Annotated in this window: 16 protein-coding genes; 2 read left to right on the forward strand and 14 right to left on the reverse strand. The window is 44.3% G+C overall.

Features of this window, described 5'->3' with window-relative positions; translation table 11 throughout:
- Positions 1-46: 46 nt before the first annotated feature.
- Both O3629_RS00390 and O3629_RS00395 read right to left on the reverse strand, forming a co-directional pair.
- Positions 47-2,770, reverse strand: coding sequence for an FtsX-like permease family protein (locus tag O3629_RS00390; protein ID WP_371608544.1), 2,724 nt, complete (start codon positions 2,768-2,770; stop codon positions 47-49).
- Between the two features lie 13 nt (positions 2,771-2,783).
- On the reverse strand, positions 2,784-3,485 hold the full coding sequence (locus O3629_RS00395) for an ABC transporter ATP-binding protein (RefSeq protein WP_155167489.1): 702 nt from the start codon (positions 3,483-3,485) through the stop codon (positions 2,784-2,786).
- Between the two features lie 168 nt (positions 3,486-3,653).
- Between O3629_RS00395 and O3629_RS00400 the strand changes: the two genes are divergently transcribed.
- On the forward strand, positions 3,654-5,000 hold the full coding sequence (locus tag O3629_RS00400; protein WP_003013089.1) for an Nramp family divalent metal transporter: 1,347 nt from the start codon (positions 3,654-3,656) through the stop codon (positions 4,998-5,000).
- 493 nt (positions 5,001-5,493) lie between these two features.
- Entirely contained in the window at positions 5,494-6,036 is a 543-nt protein-coding gene (locus O3629_RS00405; protein ID WP_049483745.1) for a TetR/AcrR family transcriptional regulator, read from the forward strand.
- Positions 6,037-6,164: 128 nt separating this feature from the next.
- Here the strand turns inward: O3629_RS00405 and tehB are convergent, their stop codons facing one another.
- The 12 genes from tehB to tetB(46) all read right to left on the reverse strand — a co-directional run bounded on the left by tehB (position 6,165) and on the right by tetB(46) (position 16,777).
- On the reverse strand, positions 6,165-7,025 hold the full coding sequence (gene tehB / locus O3629_RS00410) for an SAM-dependent methyltransferase TehB (RefSeq protein WP_070588787.1): 861 nt from the start codon (positions 7,023-7,025) through the stop codon (positions 6,165-6,167).
- Between the two features lie 130 nt (positions 7,026-7,155).
- A complete protein-coding gene (gene smpB / locus O3629_RS00415) occupies positions 7,156-7,623 on the reverse strand; it encodes an SsrA-binding protein SmpB (protein WP_371608545.1) in 468 nt (155 codons plus the stop codon).
- Entirely contained in the window at positions 7,586-9,946 is a 2,361-nt protein-coding gene (gene rnr, locus O3629_RS00420) for a ribonuclease R (protein WP_371608546.1), read from the reverse strand. Before rnr ends, smpB begins: the two co-directional genes overlap by 38 nt.
- 95 nt (positions 9,947-10,041) lie before the next feature.
- Positions 10,042-10,275, reverse strand: a complete 234-nt coding sequence (gene secG, locus O3629_RS00425) for a preprotein translocase subunit SecG (protein WP_003008189.1) — start codon at positions 10,273-10,275, stop codon at positions 10,042-10,044.
- Positions 10,276-10,316: 41 nt separating this feature from the next.
- Complete coding sequence (gene rpmG, locus O3629_RS00430) at positions 10,317-10,466, reverse strand: 50S ribosomal protein L33 (RefSeq protein WP_083312235.1); 150 nt, start codon at positions 10,464-10,466, stop codon at positions 10,317-10,319.
- Positions 10,456-11,655 carry a multidrug efflux MFS transporter gene (locus O3629_RS00435; protein ID WP_303660010.1) on the reverse strand — a complete coding sequence of 400 codons (1,200 nt, stop codon included), beginning with the start codon at positions 11,653-11,655 and terminating at the stop codon, positions 10,456-10,458. Before O3629_RS00435 ends, rpmG begins: the two co-directional genes overlap by 11 nt.
- A gap of 16 nt (positions 11,656-11,671) precedes the next feature.
- A complete protein-coding gene (coaE, locus tag O3629_RS00440; protein ID WP_070675027.1) occupies positions 11,672-12,268 on the reverse strand; it encodes a dephospho-CoA kinase in 597 nt (198 codons plus the stop codon).
- The gene (gene mutM / locus O3629_RS00445; protein ID WP_155167485.1) at positions 12,269-13,093 is read right to left on the reverse strand and encodes a DNA-formamidopyrimidine glycosylase; all 825 of its coding nucleotides are present in this window, start codon (positions 13,091-13,093) and stop codon (positions 12,269-12,271) included.
- 45 nt (positions 13,094-13,138) lie between these two features.
- Complete coding sequence (gene era / locus O3629_RS00450; RefSeq protein ID WP_155167483.1) at positions 13,139-14,038, reverse strand: GTPase Era; 900 nt, start codon at positions 14,036-14,038, stop codon at positions 13,139-13,141.
- A 29-nt stretch (positions 14,039-14,067) separates the two neighbouring features.
- Positions 14,068-14,466, reverse strand: a complete 399-nt coding sequence (locus O3629_RS00455) for a diacylglycerol kinase family protein (RefSeq protein ID WP_070587079.1) — start codon at positions 14,464-14,466, stop codon at positions 14,068-14,070.
- Positions 14,447-14,944, reverse strand: a complete 498-nt coding sequence (gene ybeY, locus O3629_RS00460; protein ID WP_003005431.1) for an rRNA maturation RNase YbeY — start codon at positions 14,942-14,944, stop codon at positions 14,447-14,449. The genes O3629_RS00455 and ybeY overlap by 20 nt, the downstream gene beginning before the upstream one ends.
- Positions 14,945-15,040: 96 nt before the next feature.
- Positions 15,041-16,777, reverse strand: a complete 1,737-nt coding sequence (gene tetB(46), locus O3629_RS00465; RefSeq protein ID WP_155167481.1) for a tetracycline efflux ABC transporter Tet(46) subunit B — start codon at positions 16,775-16,777, stop codon at positions 15,041-15,043.
- Between the last annotated feature and the right edge of the window lies 1 nt (position 16,778).

Below are 16,778 nucleotides of genomic sequence, written 5' to 3' on the forward strand. Positions count from 1 at the left end.
CGGGCTTTGTATCTTATAAACGAACACGCCTCCAACTCTTTGTATCTTAGTCTACTGATTTGAGAGCTTCGAGCATGTCTACTTTTCGGAGATAATGGTCAACATAAATTCCTAACAGGAGCAAGAGAAGGAGCATTCCTCCGACAGGAAAGAGAAAAACGCTAAGTCCCACTTTAGGGTAAAAGAGAATGGCATCTGGTGCAATCATTGCAATGAGGAATTGATGAAGATAATAACCACCCACTAATCCCATGAGGATCCCTATGATAGACAATAAGATGGTTTCGCGGTAAATATAGAGCGTCACTTCCTTATTATGGAATCCTAAGACCTTAATGGTCGATAATTCACGGATCCGCTCTGCCACATTGATATTGGTTAAATTATACAAGATCACGATAGCTAGCAAGATCGATACGACTACTAGAATCATCATAGTGGTGTCCAAAGATTTGGCAACTGAGTTAAAGAGGGAAATCATCGAAGCGTTCTGACTAACCGCCTTCACAGCTGCAAGATTCATCATATCCCGACTAACAGCCTGCACTTGTCGTGTAGAAGGATTTTTCAACTGCAGCAAATAGCTATTTGCTGAAGTCCGCTTTCCGTAGATTTTTTGGTAACTTGCCTGATCCATATAGACAAAATGGCCGACATAATTTTCAGTGATCCCTGCTACCTTAAAAGTATGGTCATCTAAGGTCAGTCGATCGCCAACTGTAACTCGGGCTAGTTGTGCTAGCTTACTACTGATGATAACCCCTTTCTTGAGAGACAAGGGCTCTCCTTGCTTGAGAGAACGCAGGCTGACAAAGGGAGAAAAACCTGCACGATCCGTAACCATCATCGTAATGGTCTGCTTGTCGCGTCCACCCTTTAAAGAAGCTTCGATGACCTTACTATAAATGGCTCGATAATCTTTGATATCTGATTTTGCCAGACGATTGGTTAGTTCCTTGCTTTCTTGGCTTGATACATTGGGTTTTTTGGCTACAATCAACTCATAGGATAGGATCTCTTGAAATTGGCGTTTAGAAACCCCTCCTACAGAAGATTGAATCCCTAGCCCTGCAAAGAGGAGAGCAACAGAACCTGCCACTCCAAATATGGTCATCAGCATCCGTTGTTTGTAACGAAAGAGATTACGAGCAGTGACCTTGTGGGTGAAACTCAGACGCTTCCAAATAAACTGGAGACGCTCCAGGAAAATCTTCGAACCAGATACCGGTGGTTTGGGCAGTAATAACAGATTGGCTTCTTCTTTTAATTCCTTACGCGAAACCCAGTAAGCCGGAAGCACACTCGCGACGAAAGACAGTCCGAGCGCAATCAGAGTCATATCCCCATAAAAATACTCTCTGCTCTCTCCAATCACCATCCCTTGCGTAATAATGTTGGAAATGATCCCCGATAGGAAATAATGGCCCAGCAGGGTTCCTAGTAGGGTCCCGATCGTCCCTGCAAAGAATCCATAGAGGACAAATTTGAGAATGATATCCTTGGTACGATAGCCCAGTGCCTTAAATATACCTGCATTGGTCCGCTCTTCATCGACAAAGCGGGTCATCGTGGTAAAGGTCACCATGGCGGCTACCAGATAAAGAACGACTGGAAAAATATTTCCGACAGCGGAAATACTACTACTAGCATTGCTATACATCAAGTAACCTTGTCCACCTGGCATGGTCTTGCGGTCATAGACATGATAAGTTGGAATTTCCAGCTGATCTCGCTCCCTTTGCGCTTTTTTCAGCTCCTCCTCTTTTTTTGCGAGCTCCGTTTCACCTGCAGTCCAGTCCTTCTTTTTCTGATCAATTTGTTCTTGGGCTTGATGGAGCTTTTCTTGACTGGCTACTTGCTCTTTAGCTGGCAGAAATGGAGCTAATTTCTTGAACTGGGCCTCCTGCAAGTCTAATTGTTTTTGAGCCTGATCGATCTGATTTTTAGCTGACTGGAGTGTTTCCTCGGCACGACTGAGTTCTTTCTGGCCTTTTTGAATCTGCCCATCCGCCTCCTGCTTGAGTCTTTGATAGCGGGCCTTTCCATTGTCTTTCAGAAGTTTTTCTAACTCTTCTTGATGAGCTTTGAGCCCTTTTTGGTAGACTTGCGAAAAAGAATCTAAAGACTTCAGATCATCAAACTGGATCCGCGCCATCGCGGGAAGTTTAGTCGTAAAGACCTCTTTTGAAACTAGTGCATAGGCATCTAGATTTCCACTGCCACTCATGGCAGTGCCTAAATTCTTTTGAGACCACATCTCAGAGGATTGAACAAAACCAACAATGGTGAATTGCTTTCGCTTTAAACTAGAGCGCGTTCCAGCCTTTTCTTCAAGTGTGAGGGTATCCCCTATCTGATAGCGATCCTCCCAAAAATTTGCTAGGGCCAGTTCCCCTTCTTTTTGGGGCAGGCGCCCCTTGGTCACACGAAAAGAAGAAAGACTTTTTGGGGCAGAAAAAAGTCGAATTGCCTTTCCTGTTCCTCTCACTGTCAGATCTAGCAGTAAACCAAATTCGACACGCGCTCCTTTGACTCCTAAAAGTTCCTCTTGGTCTGCCTGGTCTAATCCCAAGTCCCCCATGACAGCAAGATCTAGCATCTTTTGTTGCTGAATAAACTGGTTAGCCGTTCGGTGCATATTTGGAGTGGTCACCTTTAGGCCTACCAAGGCCAAGCTTCCCAACAACATCAAGGTTAAGATGGAGAGAAAACGTCCTTTTGAATGTGTAAAGGAAGCAAATAGATCCTTCCAATAGACTTTTCGTTTCATGCTACCACCTCTTCTAATACTCTAGTGTAGCAATATCTTGAGGAAGCTCATTGATTTCTACCGACTTGACCTTGGCATCATGCATGCGAATCACACGGTCTGCAATCGGAGCTAGGGCACCATTATGGGTTACGATGATGACCGTCGCTCCCTTTTTTCGAGACATATCCTGTAAAATCCCCAATACTTGCTTACCCGTCTGGTAATCCAAGGCTCCCGTTGGCTCATCACAAAGGAGAATTTTAGGGTTCTTCGCCACTGCCCGAGCGATCGCCACCCGTTGTTGCTCTCCCCCTGACAATTGGGTAGGAAAATTATCAAGACGATTGCCAAGTCCTACTTCTTTTAAAACAGCTTCCGGATCTAGAGCATCAGAAACAATTTCTGAAGCCAACTCAACATTCTCCTTAGCTGTCAAATTAGGGACCAGATTATAAAATTGAAAGACAAAACCAACATCATCTCGTCGATAATTGGTTCGTTGATGGGCATTGAGTTTTGCAATATCCACTCCATCAATCAGAACCTGACCCTCGTCATTGGTGTCCATCCCTCCTAAGATATTGAGAACCGTTGATTTTCCAGCTCCTGACGCCCCTAAAATAATGACCAACTCGCCTTTTTCAATCTCAAAGGAAACATCCTGGTTAGCGAAAATTTCTGTTTCTCCACTCGTATAGCGCTTGTAACAGTGCTGCATTTCGATGTAGGCCATTTCCTCTCCTCCCTCCTACTTCCTATCTATATTATAGTCCTTTTCTGATAGATTACAAAGAAATCGAGGTAGTATAAAACAAGGTTATCCTAAATTATCATGAACTATTATAAATTTTATGCTATAATTAGAGACAAATTTGATTTATTCTTAGAAAGAAGGCTCATTATGAGTTTACAACAGTTTGAAAGGAAATCACTTCAAGAAATCAACCAATCTATTGACGTGCCAAAAGGGATCCCTTTTTGGAAGACTCTCCTGCTCTTTTCAGGGCCAGGAAGTCTAGTAGCTGTCGGCTATATGGATCCGGGAAACTGGATTACTAGTGTCGTTGGAGGGGCCCAATACCGTTACCTCCTCTTATCAGTGGTTCTTCTCTCGTCTTTAATCGCCATGCAGTTGCAACAAATGGCTGGTAAACTTGGGATTGTCCATCGTAAGGATCTAGCTCAAACAACCGCCCATCATTTGCCAAAATGGCTTCGCTATACCCTTTGGATTGTGATTGAGCTTGCCTTGATGGCGACAGATTTAGCAGAAGTCATCGGATCAGGGATTGCCCTTCACCTCCTCTTTGGCTGGCCCTTGCTCTTTTCCATCCTGATCACCATCTTTGATGTCTTCCTATTACTAGGACTCATGCATCTAGGATTTCGAAAGATCGAGGCCATCGTATCAACCTTGATCCTCACGATCCTTGCAATTTTTGGCTATCTGGTATTCCTATCGAAACCAGATATCGGAGGAATCTTCGCTGGCTTCCTCCCTCAAAAAGAGGTGCTAGGAATTGGACTTCCAAAAGGAAATGAAGCCTTAACCTTGGCGCTTGGAATCATCGGGGCAACCGTAATGCCCCACAACCTCTATCTCCACTCTTCCATTTCGCAAACGCGAAAGGTGGACTACAAAGATCCAGCAGATATCAAACGGGCAGTGCGCTTTATGACCTGGGATTCAAATATTGAATTGAGTTTGGCCTTCGTCGTCAACTCCCTCCTCTTGATTCTTGGAGCAGCCCTCTTCTTTGGTCACGGAGATAAGATCGGTGCTTTCTCTAGCATGTATAATGCCCTCAAAGATAATCATATTGCCGGCGCTATCGCTAGTCCCTTCTTGTCCACCCTCTTTGCCATCGCTTTGTTAGCCAGTGGTCAAAATTCAACCATTACCGGGACCCTAACCGGTCAAATCGTTATGGAAGGTTTCTTGAGATTCCGCCTGCCACAATGGGTCGTTCGTCTCATGACTCGGATCATTGCCCTTCTTCCTGTCATCATCGTTGCGATCTTATTTGGAGATCAGGAACATGTCCTCGACGACCTTCTAGTCTACTCTCAAGTCTTCCTATCAGCGGCTCTTCCATTCTCCATCTTCCCTCTGGTTTATTTCACCTCCAACAAGGAAATCATGGGAGAACATGTCAATGCGAAATGGAATACTTTCTTAGGCTATCTCGTTGCGATTGTCTTAACTATCTTAAATTTCAATTTGATCGTGACAACTTTTATCAAATAAAGAGAGAGTGGGACAGAAATCGGTAATTCGTTAGAATTCGATTTCGTCGTCCCACCTCCGCACAGTTGAGTAGGGCTGTAAAAGCTGATGAAATCAGTGCAGTAGAGCCCACTCAACCACTGCGTCTTGCTCGACAATCCAAAAATAATTGAGAGGCTAGGACTTTTGTCCCAGCCTCTTTTGGTTGATTACACTCCCTTTTCCATCTTGCTCCTCCATTTCCTAAAAATTTCCTGACCATTTTTTTAGGAGGGAATTATTTTAAATCACTAATTATTGTGAGATTTTCACAAAATCTTGTCAGTGCCCGTCATTCATAAACTTGTAAAATTTTTGTACACTTTCCGTTATCTGTACAAAAATTAGAATTGTTGTCTAATTTATTCTTTTGGAGTATAATGCTCTTTGTTAGTGTCGTAAAATTATTTAACATATAAATTATTTTAACGTCAAATAAATAGAAACAGATTGATACAACTACAGAAAGGAACATATGGTACGCCAAAGACAAACAACAACCAAGTCAGACTTACGAAATGCGCTCTCAAAACTCCTCTTGCAACAACCTTTTGAAAGCATCACTATTCGACAATTAACTGAAACCGCTGGGATTAACCGCGGGACCTTCTACTTGCACTATGTCGATAAATACGACATGTTTGAGCAAATGAAAATGGACATGATGCAGGAATTGGATAGCCTCTTCGTTGAAGGAAGCCCTGTCAAGGTAAACTTTCTCAATGTGTTAACCGCTATTAAAGAGAATTATGATTTTATTTACGCATTGTCACAATCCTGTTGCTCGGACTTCCGTAAATTGGTAAGAAGTTTTACCCTTCATGCACTAGACGATACTCCCCATGCGAAAGAACACATCATTTCAGACTTTCAAGTTCCATACAAGTATGGGCTAGAAATTTTCATCGCTACAATCGAATCTGTGATTGTGACCTGGTTAGAATCCGGTGCCAAGGAAGAGCCAATCGAAATCGGGACGATCATTCTCAGCGTCTGCGACTTTGCTAGCTGGAACTAAATTCCCCAACCTTTTCCTACCTTTATGGAGAAGGTTTTTCTTTTTGGCAAATGAACAACATATAGATCACCTTGTTCAACTTGTTTGTAGAAAGCAAAAAAGCAGGATGCTAGGCTCCTGCTTTTTCTTTATTTTTTCTTTGCCAACATGGTTGCAAATCGAAGTTGAATCCGATGGCCATTCTCATCTCGCCGATGGAGATGGCCTGGATTTTCATTGTACTTGACCAATTCCCAATCCTTGTAATACTCCGCCAATTCTCCTTCTTTGAAGGTGAACGAGAAGGGCATCTGGCAAGGATAATCTTCCGTATCCATGGCACAGACAATGAGATTATAGCCCCCTGGATTGGTATGCTCTTGCATATTGCGGATAATCGCTGGAATCCGATCAGCGTCTAAAAACATGAGGACCACAGTTGATACGATGAAGTCATAGTTTTGGGTAAGAGCTGCAGCATTGATATCATAGAGGCCCACTGGCATGTCCAGATCTTCCTCAGCGACAATACTTTGTAAGATTTCAAGAGCCAGTTCATTTTGATCTACAGCTGTTACGTCAAAGCCATGTTGGGCCAAAAAGAGGGCGTTGCGTCCTTGCCCGCATCCTAGATCCAGTGCCTTTCCAGCTGGGACAATTCCCACTGCTTCTAGCACTTCTGAATGGACAGGATTGGTGTTGTATTTTTTGGGGAAATAGTCTTTTGGCTCACAGTAAAATTCCAAGTACCACTCCACATCGTCCGTCGCTGCTTCCACACGGTGCCAGGCCTGGGGCTCGGCCATGGGGTTCTCTGCTCCTGCTTCAAAGAGGTGGCTCGCGATTTCTTCCCCCTCTTCGGTCAATTCAATAAATCGTAACTGACCTTTTAAAACAGTAATCTTTCCCCAGGTTCCTACCTTGGTATTGTGCTTTCTTTGAAGAGCTTCTGGCATGGTATCCTTGGTCCAGATAGGCATGCGTTTGTAAGCGATCAATTTTTGTGTCATGCTGCTTCTCCTTTTTCTTTCACTACCCTTATCATACAGAAAAAAGCCCCTTTTTACAAGTTGGAAAAAGGAGAGCCCATCTCTAAGAAAAAAGACAGTTCTGAAACAAGTTTCAAAACTGCCTTTTTCTTTAACGTGTATTGTATTGTTTCATGACCCGTTCGATGTCTCGGTTTTGTTCCCTACGTTTGATGGATTCACGCTTGTCATAATCATGTTTCCCTTTAGCAAGCCCCAAAAGCAATTTGGCATAGCCATCCTTGAGATAGACCTTCAAAGGCACCAAGGTCATTCCGGTCCCTTTGGTGTCTTGGTCCAGCTTTTGGATTTGCTTTTTATGAAGAAGGAGCTTGCGACGACTGTCTGGATCTTGGTTCCAGATATTGCCTTCCTCATATGGAGCAATGTGGACATTGCTAAGCCAAACTTCGCCATTTTTCACTTGCGCAAAGCCATCTTTCAAGTTAATGCGTGCTGCACGGACACTTTTGATCTCTGTCCCCGTCAGCACCATCCCTGCTTCAATCGTATCCACGATGGTGTAGTCATGTCTCGCCTTTTTATTTTGCGCGACTACCTTTCCTTCGCCCTTTGCCATGTTTGGCTCCTTTCTTTGCTACTTCCTTGTAAAATGGTTTCTTCCCTTTTTTCTTTTTGGATTTAGAGGAAGAATCTTTCCGCTTGTCATCTTTTCTAGCGGTTGATCCCTTAGAAACTTTTTTGTCCTTGCGTCTACGATCCCTGCGATTACCATCTCGGTCACGTACTTTTGCTTTGAGGCCTGTTTCGACGACATCCCATTCACTTGGAATATAAGAGAAATCAATCTCTCCTGTCATCTTGTCGGCTCTTTCTACTTTGATCCGGATTTGCTGACCGACACGGAAGGTTACTCCTGATTTTTCCCCGCGAAGGGTTAGATCTCGTTCATTAAAGTGGTAGAATTCAGGGAGATTGGTAATATGGATCAAGCCTTCAACCGTATTTGGCAACTCCACAAAGAGGCCAAATTTAACCACACTGGAAACCACGGCATCGTACTCTTCCCCAACATAGTCTTCCATGTATTCGGCCTTCTTCATGGCTTCTACTTCGCGCTCTGCGTCAATAGCCCGGCGCTCTCGACTAGAGGATTGGCTGGCAATGTCTGGAAGGACTTGTTCAAAGTGTTCTGCCACTTCTTGGTATTTACCGTATTCGCGCACCATTCGATGAACCATCAGGTCTGGATACCGGCGAATGGGACTGGTAAAGTGGGTGTAATATTCCGCAGCAAGCCCATAGTGGCCATGGTTGTGCTCTGAATAACGGGCCTGTTGCATCGAGCGCAACAACATCATCGAAAGGACATCTGCATAGGGTTCTCCTTCGACCTTGCGCATGATTTCTTGCAGGGCTTCTTGGCTCATCTCACTAGCCGTTCCGTAGATCTGGATCCCAAAGCTAGAAGCATAATCGATAAACTTCTGTACTTTTTCTGCCTTTGGATCTTCGTGGATCCGGTAGATGAACGGCAGTTTCATTCGTGTAAAGTGCTCCGCCACTGTCTCATTGGCAATCAGCATAAAGGACTCAATCATCCGCTCGGCAATTCCTCTTTGACGAAGGACAATGTCGACCGGTTTTCCTTCTTTATTGACCAGAATTTTAGCCTCATTGGTATCAAAATTGAGGGCTCCGCGACGAATCCGCATGCTTTCTAGAATGCCATGCAAGGTGGCCATTTGATGAATACTTGGGACAATTTTCTTAAAGGTTTGAGCCTTTTCTTCGTCTCCCGCTAAGATATCATTGACGTCGCTATAGGTCATTCGGAAGGTTGTGTTGATCACTGTTTGGGTAATGGTATGCTTGACAACCTTGCCATGAGGATCAATCTCCATGATGGCAGACTGGGTCAGGCGGTCCACATTCGGATTTAAAGAACAGATCCCATTGGAGAGACGCTCTGGCAACATGGGTACTACTCGGTCGGTCACATAGACAGAGGTCGCCCGATTTAGAGCTTCCTTGTCGAGTGCTGAACCTTCCTGAACGTAATAAGAAACATCTGCGATGTGAACACCCAGCTCAAAGTTGCCATTCTTGAGTAACTTGATATGGACCGCATCGTCCAAGTCTTTGGCATCAGCCCCGTCGATGGTAAAGGTGATCTCATCTCGCAGATCCAAGCGTCCCTCTAAATCCTTTGCAGACGGTGCATCTGGAACCTGCTCGGCTTCCTTCAGCACTTCTTCTGGAAATTCTGAGACAATGTCCATGGATTCTAACACTTCCAAAACATCGATTCCTGGATCTGTCACATGACCGACCACATCCCGCACCGTCGCCACAAAATAATTGTGCTTGCGGCTCGGGTATTGATCAATTTCGACCTTGAGGATTTCGGTCCCTTCCAATTGGATGGCTGGCTTCTTCACATAGATCAGCTGGCTGATCTTTTGATTTTTCGAACGAATGTAGCCGGCATATTTAGGCTTTTCCTCATCCAGAACGATTTGTCCAACTACCGTTTTGATGCTATGCTCCAAGACATCAATAATCTTAGCTTCTGCTGCCGTTCCCTTGTTTCGGTCTGCTACCTTGGTAATGACGATCTCAACGGTGTCACCATCGATAGCGTGATTAACATCATTTCGGCCAACAAAGAGGTCCTCTTCTTCGCCTTCTAAACTGACAAAGCCAAAGCCATTCTTATGCGCATGAAAGATCCCCTTGAGGGTAATGGCTGGGGCCTTCTTTTGAGCTAAACGAAGAGAGCCATCATCTTCGAATTTCAACTCATGACGGCGTTCCATCAGAGAGATGGTTTTGACCAAGTCACGGAAATCCTTAGACCCTTCCTTTCCTAGAGCTGCTGCCAGATCATTGATCTGGGCTTTGTCATGCTCCTGTAAATATTCTTTAATACTTGTTTTCATTGATTTATTTGCTGGTTATCCAGCCTCCTTTTTCTATCTACTTGTGTCTTTGTTTTACAAAATAAAAATAGGCAAAGACATTGTCTGAGCCTATCTTATCTACTAGAAAGTACCATTAAGATCATCGCGATCAATAACCAAAAGAAGATCATAATAGCTGTTAAACGCTGCATCACGGCTTCAAACCCGCGCGCTTTTGAACGTTCAAACAAGTCATTTGAGCTTGCGTCAAAGACGTTGCTCGATTGGTTTTTTGTTGGTTGCATAAAAATTGCGATAATAATCAATACTGATAATACTAGTAAAATAGTTGTTAATGCTCCGCTCATATTCAAAACTCCTTAAAATCTTCACTATTATACCATGAAAATCATTTTGATTCAATATGTAAGGTTACTTTTCTTTCCTTGGGACAATACTTCAAGACCTCGATCTTTTCAGGATGGGTTTTGATATTTTTACTGGTCAAATAATTCTGACTCCCACAGCTGGTGCAGGTCAATTGAACTTTAATTCGCACGTACGTCTCTCACTTTCAAATACTTTCTAAATAAGAATAAGAGGAACATCAAATCGGTAAAGGCCAAAAGGGCTGTACCGTAAAATACCCAATGATAGCCAAAATGCATGAAAATACTCGATCCCATCATTGGCCCTAATACACCACCTAAGTAATAAAAGAGCTGGTTGTAGCTAAAGATCCGAGAAATCCCTTCAGGAGGGGTTAAACGATTCAATAATGCAGAAACTCCTGGTAGTAGGGCTCCTGTCCCGATCCCAAAGAGGAAGCGTAAAATCCCTAATTGAAGGGGTGTTTGCGCTTGGGCACAAAGGATATAGAGACAGCCACTATAGAGAAGGGCGATTAATAAGAGCCGGTGATTCCCGATTCGGTCTCCGAGTTTTCCCATCCAACCTGAAAAGAGCATACTGGAGACTCCCATAGCTGAAACAATCATCCCCGATACGAAGATCAGATTATCTCTTTGTCCCAAAGCTCGCACATAAAGAGGCAGGATCGGAGAAATAGATTGAGCGATCATTTGAATGGTCATGCTGGTCAAAAAGAGGCCTAAGAGGATATCTTTTTGCTGAATAGATTTGAGCAACTCCCAACTGGATTTTTGTTCTTCTTTTGGAAGGGGCTCATAGTCTTCCTCAATGCCCCAGAAGGTTAAGAGGGAAACCAAAAATAAGAAGAAACCGACCAAGAGAAAGACATTGCGCATTCCCAGATTTTCGGCAATGAGTCCCCCAATCAAAGGCCCCATCAAGGTTCCAGCCACGACACCGGTCGACAAGGTCCCTAGGGCATAGCCGGATTGGTCCTTGGGAACTTGACTGGCAATCAGGGCTGTACTATTGGGGACAAAGCCTGAAAAGACCCCATTGAGCAAGCGCAGGACCAAGAGCCAAAAGACGGATGGGACAAAGGCAATGCCTCCCATGGTCAGCGTCATGGCAATGGAAGCTCTAAGCATCATGGGTTTTCGACCATAGCGGTCGGCTAAGCTCCCCCAGATGGGAGACATGATCGCAGAAGTTACAGAAGAACTTGCGACGGCAATGCCAGCATAAAAGGGAACAGCCTTGCCCGTAACACCCAACTCTTCCACAAAGAGGGCCATAAAAGGAACGACTAAAGAAAGGCTGGCTCCGATGAAAAAGCACCCGATCCAGGCAATATATAGATTTTTACGCCAATTGATTTCTCTTGTGATAAAATCATCTTCTTTCTAATTGTTGTAGGGCTGCATCTAATTGGGCATAGAGGGCCGTTAGATCGCCATTATTGTCTAAGACCAGATCTGCATGGGCTCTTTTTTCATCTAGCGGCATTTGAGACGCGATGCGTTCTTGGGCCTGCAGTTCTGATAAGTGGTTGCGTTCCATCAGGCGTTTGAGCTGGGTTTCTTTTGATACAGCTACCAACCAGACAGATTCAAACCACCCTTCATAGTGCTGCTCGATTAAGAGAGGAATATCCATAAAAAAGAGATCGGATTGTGCAGCTTGTCTATCTCTTACCTCAGCTAGAGCCTCACGAATAAGCCTGCCTTGAACGCGATTGGACCAGTCTCTTTCACTAAGGTCTGAAAAGATCCGCTGACCCAAAGCGACGCGATCCAGCTCTCCTTCTTTGGTAAGGATCTCTCTCCCAAAATGATCCACTAAGACACGGTAGAGGGCTCCTCCTGGTGCTTGCAAATCATGGACCACTTGATCCGCATCAATGACAGGATACCCTTTTCCTCTCAAATAGGAGGTGACAGTGGACTTTCCTGAAGCAATCCCTCCTGTTAATCCGATGATTCTTGCCATCTAGTTCTCCTTTTGGCAGTGGGGGCAAAAATGGGTTCCGCGTCCCCCTAACTGGATTTTCTCAATCGGTGTCCCGCAGCGCAAACAAGGCTGGCCTGTTTTCCCATAGACCTGGTGTTCTTCCTGCATGGTACCATCTTCTCCAAAAGCATTGCTGTAGGAGCGAATGGTGGAGCCACCCTTTTCAACAGCTTGAGCAAGCACAGCAATCGTTTCTTTGCGGATTGCTTTGGCTTCTCTAGCAGTCAAGCTTTGACCCAAACGTGCTGGATGAACCTTGGCTCGATAAAGAACCTCATCCACATAAATATTGCCCAAACCAGCCACTAATTTTTGGTCTAAAAGAGCTGATTTAATGGGTTTCTTTGATTTTTTAAGAGCTGCTTGGAAGGCTGGTGCTTTAAAATCCGCTTCTGTCGGCTCTGGACCAATTTTTTTCGCCAAAAAATAGCTGTCGACAAGCTCAGGTACTAGGACTTCCATGGTCCCAAACTTGCGGACATCTTCATAGACCAGGGTGCTACCATCTGTAAAATGAAAGAAGACATGGGCATGCTTGCGAAGAGGAACCTCGTCTGGATAAAAGAAATACTTGCCTTCCATCCGCAAATGCGAGATCAAAACCAAATCCGTCAAATAAAACAAGAGGTATTTCCCGCGGCGCCCCATGGCCCGAATTTCTTGACCTGGAAGATCTTGACAAAAAGCATCTAGATCCGTATGAATCATCTTTTGATACTTTACTTCCACTGATTGGATGGTTTTCCCAAGAATTAATTTCTCAAGACCACGCCGAACGGTCTCAACTTCTGGTAATTCCGGCATAGAACTCCTTTCAAAAACAAGAAGCAGGCTTCTGCCCACCTCTTCTTAGTATTCTTTTTCGTTGTACCCGAAATCGGCAAGATCCAATTTCTTATCCCGCCAATTTTTTTTGACCTTGACCCAAGTTTCTAAGAAGACCTTGTCTCCTAGCATGAGCTCGATATCCTTACGCGCAAGGGTTCCGATCTTCTTGAGCATGGCGCCACCTTTTCCGATGACAATGCCTTTTTGGCTATCGCGTTCCACCATGATGGTTGCACGGATATGAACCTTATCTGTTTCTTCATCCCGCTTCATGGAATCCACTACTACTGCAACAGAGTGGGGAATTTCTTCTCGTGTCAAGTGCAAGACCTTTTCACGGATCATTTCAGAGACCAAGAAACGCTCTGGGTGGTCAGTAATCTGATCAGCAGGGAAATATTGGAAACCTTCTTCTAAATTTTCGCTCAAAATATCAATCAAACGCGAAACATTGTTTCCTTGAAGGGCTGAAATCGGCACGATTTCCTTGAAGTCCATCTGACTATGGAAGTCATCGATTTGCGCCAAGAGTTGGTCAGGGTGCACCTTGTCGATCTTATTGACCACCAGAATAACCGGCACCTTAGCAGCCTTGAGGCGTTCGATAATCATATCATCGCCCTTCCCACGTGGCTCGTCTGCTGGGACCATAAAGAGAACGGTATCCACTTCTCGAAGGGTACTATAGGCCGACTCCACCATGAAGTCTCCAAGGGCTGTCTTGGGTTTGTGAATCCCTGGGGTATCGATAAAGACGATCTGTTCCTTATCGGTCGTGTAGATTCCCATAATCTTATTGCGCGTTGTTTGCGCCTTGTCACTCATGATGGCAATCTTTTGCCCCATGACGTGGTTCAAAAATGTTGACTTCCCGACATTGGGACGTCCTAAAATGGCTACAAAGCCTGATTTAAATGTCATATTATCCTTTCACGAGGGCATGCTCCCTCTTATCCAAATACCAAGGCCCAGAATTTGGGCACAAAAATGATCAATCCTGTCACCAAGGCAAAAACTGATACAACGAGGACCGCTCCAGCCGCCATGTCTTTGGCATTCTTTGCCAACATAGAGAAATGGTAGTTACTGGCTAGATCCACCACATTTTCAATGGCTGAATTCATAATTTCAAAAGCAATCACCAAGGTAATGCTGAGCAATAAAAAGAGCCATTCTGTCGCAGAAATCCTAAATACCAAACCAGCAAGCATTGCTACAAGGGCTGATAAGGCGTGCTTGCGCATATTGCGCTCTTCTTTGATCGATGTGAAAATTCCTGTTATCGCAAACTCCAGGCTTGAAGTGAAGTCTCGATTTTTCCATTTTCGCTTATTGTCTTGTGAGTCCATAGGCTGTCAAAATCTCTTCCTGTAAGCCAAACATTTCCTTTTCTTCTTCTGGCGTATAGTGATCATAGCCATTGATGTGAAGAAAACCATGTACTGCCAAAAATCCCATTTCGCGCTCAAAGCTATGACCATATTCTTCCGCTTGCTCCCGCGCCTTGTCAATTGAAATAAAGAGCTCACCAATATAGGTATCGAATTCCGCCATCATCTCTGCCAATTCTGGATTTTCTGCAAGGTCTTCCTCATCAAAAGAAATCTCCATCTCAGGCTTGTATTCTAAACTGATGACATCTGTCGGACGATCCGTATCACGGTATTCAAGATTTAGTTCATGACTGCGTTCATTGGTCACAAAAGTCACAGCCATTTCCTTGTCTTCTTTCCCAATTTTTTGAGCAGCAAATTCTAAAATTTCTTGCGTTTGTTTTAAGATTTCGTCAGAGACTTGGCCCGTCTCATCTACCATTTCAATATACATCTGGATCACCTCACTATTATCACTTCATTATAGCATAAAACCAGCCTATATACTAGATACAGGCTGGTTTTCAAACTTTTTCTTTGCATGATAATCTTACACCACTGTTTGCTGGATGGCATTCATCTGGGCATAGATCCCGCCTAGTGCAACCAGGTCCTCATGTCTACCACGCTCTACAATGCGCCCTTCAGATAAGACTAAGATCTGATCTGCATCTTGGATAGTGGACAAACGATGGGCAATGATAAAAGTGGTCCGGCCCTTTTGGAGGACCGCCATAGCTTGTTGGATGACTTCTTCTGTTTCCGTATCGATGTGAGAGGTTGCCTCATCCAAAATCAGTATTTGCGGATTCATATAGAGCGTCCGCGCAAAGGAAATCAACTGGCGCTCGCCACTTGAAAAGGCAGCTCCTTTTTCTACGACTGGATGGTCGATTCCCTTTTCAAGACGCTCTACAAAGGGCCAAGCACCAACTTTTTTCAGCGCCTCTTTGACCGCATCCCGATCAATATGATCCTGGCTCATGGCCACATTGCTGGCAATGGTTCCTGTAAATAGATAAGGATCTTGCAGAACAATGCCCATGTGGCTTCGCAGGCTCTCTCGAGAGACTTGGCGAATATCTTGCCCATCGATCAAAATCGCTCCATCTTGAGGATCATAGAAACGATAGAGCAGATTCATAATAGAAGACTTACCCGATCCAGTATGGCCCACAAGAGCGATGGTTTCCCCGGGACTCGCCTGAAAGGCAATATCCTGTAAAACTGGCTTGCCTTCTTCATAAGCAAATTGAACATCATCAAACACGACTTGAGCCTTTTCTATCTTCAGTTCCGATGCACCATCGGCCTCTAAGGGTTGATCCAAGAAGGCAAGGACGCGACTCCCCGTCTCTAGTGATCGCCGAATATTCGGAAATTGACGACTGAGATTGGCCATGAGATCAAACAGATTGATGACATAGTTAATATTGATAAATAAGAAACCAGCTGTCACACCGATATTGCCCTGTAGGAAAGAAATCCCAGCGATGGTCAATATACCTGCAATCACTAAAAACTTGAGCAATTCTGTCAAGGTCCAAGAAGCGATGGAATCAGCTAAGAGGATCCGATCATTGGCTCCTAACATCTTCTGGGTAGTGGCTTCAAACTCCTCTACCACACCAGGTTCTTGATGATAGAGTTGAATCATACTGGCACCATGCAAGAGTTCATTGACTTGGGTATTGACCTCGCTTCTCGCATCAAAGAAATCCTTCATAGGTTGGTCCGTCATGACCTTGTAGAGATACTGGATTCCATAGAAAATTGGAAAAACCAGACACAAGAGTAGCCCCATCATAGGACTCAGGTAAAAGAGAATCCCTAGGATAAAGAGAAATCGCACCAAATAGATGACTAGTATCATACAAGAGTTATAAAACTGGGTCCGCAAGGTCTCCGTATCATTGACAATTCTTGTTGCGATCTTTCCAGCCGGCTTGTCATCAAAATAAGAAATAGGCAGACCTTGCATGACTTGAAAGGCTTGGTCTCTCAGACTAGCGGTTACTTGATTACTTCCATGTAATAAGATCCGATTTCCTAGGTAGCTAATCAGCTGTCCTATGCTCAAGACCAAGAGATAAAATGCTCCCATCTGAAGCAAGTCCCCTTGTCCTCCACCGTGGGTCAGTGCAGTCAAAGGCCCATCAATCATCTTTTGGAGAAGAAAAGGAGACAATTCAGAAAAAATGGTGGCTAGTAAGAGACAAATAAAGCCGGAAAGAAAAACCATCGGATAAAGAGTGATCCGAGATAATAATCGTTTCAATACTTTCATC

This window comes from Streptococcus sp. 27098_8_12, assembly GCF_041432115.1.
Classification (GTDB): domain Bacteria; phylum Bacillota; class Bacilli; order Lactobacillales; family Streptococcaceae; genus Streptococcus; species Streptococcus parasanguinis_V.

Coding starts and splice junctions, on each gene's coding strand:
- O3629_RS00390 (WP_371608544.1), bottom strand. CDS start 2,770: ATGAAACGAAAAGTCTATTGGAAGGATCTATTTGCTTCCTTTACACAT.
- O3629_RS00395 (WP_155167489.1), bottom strand. CDS start 3,485: ATGGCCTACATCGAAATGCAGCACTGTTACAAGCGCTATACGAGTGGA.
- O3629_RS00400 (WP_003013089.1), top strand. CDS start 3,654: ATGAGTTTACAACAGTTTGAAAGGAAATCACTTCAAGAAATCAACCAA.
- O3629_RS00405 (WP_049483745.1), top strand. CDS start 5,494: ATGGTACGCCAAAGACAAACAACAACCAAGTCAGACTTACGAAATGCG.
- tehB (WP_070588787.1), bottom strand. CDS start 7,025: ATGACACAAAAATTGATCGCTTACAAACGCATGCCTATCTGGACCAAG.
- smpB (WP_371608545.1), bottom strand. CDS start 7,623: ATGGCAAAGGGCGAAGGAAAGGTAGTCGCGCAAAATAAAAAGGCGAGA.
- rnr (WP_371608546.1), bottom strand. CDS start 9,946: ATGAAAACAAGTATTAAAGAATATTTACAGGAGCATGACAAAGCCCAG.
- secG (WP_003008189.1), bottom strand. CDS start 10,275: ATGAGCGGAGCATTAACAACTATTTTACTAGTATTATCAGTATTGATT.
- coaE (WP_070675027.1), bottom strand. CDS start 12,268: ATGGCAAGAATCATCGGATTAACAGGAGGGATTGCTTCAGGAAAGTCC.
- mutM (WP_155167485.1), bottom strand. CDS start 13,093: ATGCCGGAATTACCAGAAGTTGAGACCGTTCGGCGTGGTCTTGAGAAA.
- era (WP_155167483.1), bottom strand. CDS start 14,038: ATGACATTTAAATCAGGCTTTGTAGCCATTTTAGGACGTCCCAATGTC.
- O3629_RS00455 (WP_070587079.1), bottom strand. CDS start 14,466: ATGGACTCACAAGACAATAAGCGAAAATGGAAAAATCGAGACTTCACT.
- ybeY (WP_003005431.1), bottom strand. CDS start 14,944: ATGTATATTGAAATGGTAGATGAGACGGGCCAAGTCTCTGACGAAATC.